The organism is Enteractinococcus helveticum, from assembly GCF_020742345.1.
Classification (GTDB): Bacteria; Actinomycetota; Actinomycetes; order Actinomycetales; family Micrococcaceae; genus Yaniella; species Yaniella helvetica_A.
In genome coordinates, this window is sequence record NZ_DYXC01000066.1 from 1 (window position 1) to 3,864 (window position 3,864).

Sequence of the window (3,864 nt, forward strand, 5' to 3'; positions counted from 1 at the left end):
AATTCTTTGACGCCGGCCATGAAACGAGTTTCCACAATCGCGGTGTAGCGGGCGGCCGGGTCATCAGTGTTGGCTGGTGATGGTTGAGCAGTTTCGTCAATGACTTCAACGACGTCATCAACAACCGTTGCTGATACGTCTTCTACGATTTCTGCTGCAGGTGCAGCTTGCTCGGTCTCAGTCACCGCAGGAGCAATTGGCGCCGGTGGTTCGCTGACTTCTTGTTCGGGTAACAGTTGGTTCAGTTGTGCTTCGAAGTCGGTGTCGTGTTGTTTGGATAGCGCGCGCAGGGCGGCGGTCACCACAAATGCGCTGGCACCGGCAACGGCCTGTTCTGGGTTGCGTTGCAGCAGACTCGGGGCCGAACGCAGGGCGCGACCTTTGGCGGCGAGCGCTTCGATGGCCGGAGTGATGTTCCGAATCGTCCGAGGCACATCACGTTGCACCACACGCACGCGACCGTTCAGACCATGTTTGGCGTACCAGTCATCCAGCGACTGCAGTGCCACATAGCTCAACTGGGCCGCACTTGGGCGACCGTTTTCGGGCTCCGGGCCAACCGCACCTAAGATCTCTACGGCCTGGGTCGACTGGTCGCTTTCTAGCGCCTGGGCAATCTCACGCAATGTATTAATCGCTCGCGCACGTTCTTCACTCACGGGGCTATCATCTCCAACTAGGGTCTTTCAACCGCAAAACGGTATTCGTCACAAAGTGACGCTACCAAAAATTACCGGCAAATTTGCGGTAAATAGCCCGAACCGCTGTGAGATATTCGACATTATGCCCCTTTGATCGTCCCATTATTCGGCCCGAAAGTTGGCTGCCACGTGGTACTTCGAGCCTGACAACGCCCCTGGGCTAGAGTCCGATCTGTTCCAGTAGCGACACCCAGACCTCCGAGGCTGTTGGGAAAACCGGCACCGCTTTGTGCAGCATTGGCACCGGTACTTGTGCTGCCACCGCAATCGACGCCGCGTGCAGCATCTCCCCTGCCTCCGGGCCGGCCAGTGTGGCACCGATCAGACTATTGGTGGCCTTATCCACCACAATTTTCGCCCGCCCAACCACGTTGTCACGCTGCAACGCGGCCCCTTTAACATCAGCAAAATCCACTTCGGCAGTAACAACGTCATAGCCTGATGCACGCGATGCCTCCTCGGTCAGCCCAACGGAAGCAACCTGCGGATCAGTAAACACCACTTGTGTGATCGGTGGTTCAGCGTCCAGCGCATCGTTTTCCGGCTGCTTAGCCACACTGGTCAGCTGCCTGGCCAGCATCCGAGCCTGGTATTTACCCATGTGAGTCAGCTGATATTTCCCACCGGCGTCACCGATTGCGTATAACCACTCGGGCAAATTGCCCGCAAGCACATCATCAGCACTCAATCCCACCGACCCCAAATCGACGGCGCCCACATCTGGACGGCGTCCGGTAGCCAATAGCACCTCATCTGCCTCAATGGTGTCTCCGGTCTTGGTACGCAGCGCGATCGGACCACCTTTGATCTGGCCGACACCATGATCCATGCCATCAGGACGACGTGCTTGTGCGACCTCGGTAAAAAATTGAATGTCAATGCCGACTTCGGTCAGTTGATCGGTGATCATGTCAGAGACAAATGGCTCGAATTTTCCCAGTAGCAGACCCTCACGAACCAGCATGGTCACCTTCGAGCCCAGGGCATTCATCCAGCTGGCGGCTTCACACGCCACCGGTCCCCCACCAATAATGACCAGTCTGGCTGGCACGTCTCGTACCGCTGTTGCATCCTTGGAATCCCACACGGGAACGCCCTCAAATACCGGCGGAATATTGGCCACCGTGCCGGTTGTCAGAGCAACCACCCGGTTGGCGTGCAGCGTGTGGGTGGCACCATCGGAACCGTGCACTTCCACGCTACGTTCACCATTGAGCCGCCCGTGACCGCGCACCACGGTAATACCGAGGTCTTCCAGCGCCCATTTCTGTTCAGCATCGTGATAATGCGAGACCTTCTCATTGCGCCGTGCCAAGAGGTCATCGGCAACGATCGTCGTCGGGCGTACCCCGGTCAAATGGTGGCTGGCGTTGGCTATTTGAATGGGCCGCAGCAAAGTTTTTGAGGGCTTACAGGCAAAATACGCGCAGTCGCCACCCACCAGATCATGTTCAACAAGGGCTACGCTGAGTCCATTGGCCACCACCTTCTCAGCTAGGGTTTCTCCCACGGGGCCGGCTCCGATCACAATGACGTCGTAACGGTTTTCCGTGCTAATTGGCGAAGTCGTTGACATGTGATGCTCCTTGTCGATAACGAATTGGGTCCACAAGCCGCACAGTTCTGCCCTCCATGGTGCGCATATCCGTTGGCTTTCGTCCAGACCCCCTAGCCACCGGCCGTTACGGGGTGCACAATAGGCACAGAGAGGAGTTGATCGCCGTGACCGACAATCCCAAGCGCCCTCGCGACGACGAAGAAGATCCTGAGGAAACGTCCACAAAACCGGACTACATCAACGACGCCCACCCGGGTGAAGACCGTGAGGACGCCGTCGTTGATGAACAAGGCGAAGAATCTTTCCCAGCCTCCGATCCACCCGCCAACTACTAAATTTTTTTACCAAAAAGATTTTCGTGCCCGGTCACAACATTGTGGCCGGGCACGAACGTGTCAGCACCCGGCAATGCCTATGCTGGCGCGCTGATTCGTGATTGAGTGGAACTATGACTGGTTTCGAATTCAGCGCCCAGGACCAACAATTTTTACAACAGTGCGTGGAGCTGGCCGAAGAGGCCCTGGATAACGGTGATGAGCCGTTCGGTTCGGTGCTCGTGGGCTCCGACGGGGTGGAACTGTTTGCGGATCGCAACCGGGTCTCTAGCGGGGACCATACCCGCCACCCGGAGTTTGAGATCGCTCGGTGGGCGGCCAATCATCTCACCGTCGAACAACGCATGACGGCAACCGTCTACACTTCGGGTGAACACTGCCCAATGTGCGCTGCAGCCCATGCCTGGGTGGGGCTCGGACCCATCGTGTATGCCAGCAGCGCCGCAGATCTAACGCGTTGGTTACAGGAATGGGATATCCCGCCCGGCCCGGTGGCTCCCCTACCGATCACCACCGTGGCACCAAATATTGCCGTGCGGGGACCGTTTGCGGAATACAGCGCGAGGATTCGTACCCTGCAGGCCCGGTTTTATGGCGTTACGGGTATTGATGCGTCTTAGGAACCAACCGGTTCAACCGTCAGGAGTGCCGCCAGATCCGCAATGGTCTTATCGGCCAGGGTGCTCCACAGGGTCAGCCCTGGACGCGGTGGCAGCGCGATAATATTGGGCACTGCAATGGTGGTGATGCCCGCGGCCATCGCCGAAGTCAGACCGGGTTCAGAGTCCTCAATGGCGACCAGTCGATCCAAGCTGAACTCTTCGTCGGCATAATGGTGTTCCATGAGCAGACGAGCACCCAGCAGATACGGATCTGGTGCCGGTTTGCCATGTGCAACCATCTCGCCGGTGACTTGCACGCTGAACGTGTTGTCGGCAAGGTTGGCCACAATTTCATTAGCCAGGGCCGCTTCGCTCATGGTCACCAGTCCCGTCGGGATCCCAGCCTGGCGCAACTGGTCTAAGAGCTCGCGAGCGCCGGGGCGCCACGGAATGGCCTGGCGGGTTTGGCGGATCACCGAACCAATCAGCTGGTCGATAATTTCGCGTGAGGTCAGCATGACGCCGGATTCCTGAGCGATTTTTGCATAGACCGGTAGTGCGCTGCCGACTAATCGGAGAGAATCCTCCTCGCCCCAGGGCACACCCCATGCCGTCATCAATTCGGCCTCGGCCCGAAACCAATACGGTTCGGTATCCACCAGGGTGCC

The 3,864-nt window shown here is 58.0% G+C and carries 5 protein-coding genes; 2 read left to right on the forward strand and 3 right to left on the reverse strand.

Going from position 1 to position 3,864, the window contains the following annotated elements; genetic code table 11:
* Positions 1–659: hypothetical protein (locus K8V32_RS05230; protein WP_303903950.1), on the reverse strand; the 659-nt coding region annotated here is incomplete at its 3' end.
* 202 nt (positions 660–861) lie between these two features.
* Complete coding sequence (locus tag K8V32_RS05235; protein WP_303903953.1) at positions 862–2,277, reverse strand: dihydrolipoyl dehydrogenase family protein; 1,416 nt, start codon at positions 2,275–2,277, stop codon at positions 862–864.
* Positions 2,278–2,423: 146 nt separating this feature from the next.
* On the opposite strand from K8V32_RS05235, the gene K8V32_RS05240 reads away from it, so the two are divergent.
* Together K8V32_RS05240 and K8V32_RS05245 are read left to right on the forward strand one after the other, a co-directional pair.
* Positions 2,424–2,594, forward strand: a complete 171-nt coding sequence (locus tag K8V32_RS05240) for a hypothetical protein (protein ID WP_303903956.1) — start codon at positions 2,424–2,426, stop codon at positions 2,592–2,594.
* A gap of 113 nt (positions 2,595–2,707) precedes the next feature.
* A complete protein-coding gene (locus K8V32_RS05245; protein ID WP_303903959.1) occupies positions 2,708–3,214 on the forward strand; it encodes a nucleoside deaminase in 507 nt (168 codons plus the stop codon).
* On the opposite strand, the gene K8V32_RS05250 is transcribed toward K8V32_RS05245, so the two are convergent.
* Positions 3,211–3,864: HAD family hydrolase (locus K8V32_RS05250; protein WP_303903962.1), on the reverse strand; the 654-nt coding region annotated here is incomplete at its 5' end. The genes K8V32_RS05245 and K8V32_RS05250 overlap by 4 nt on opposite strands.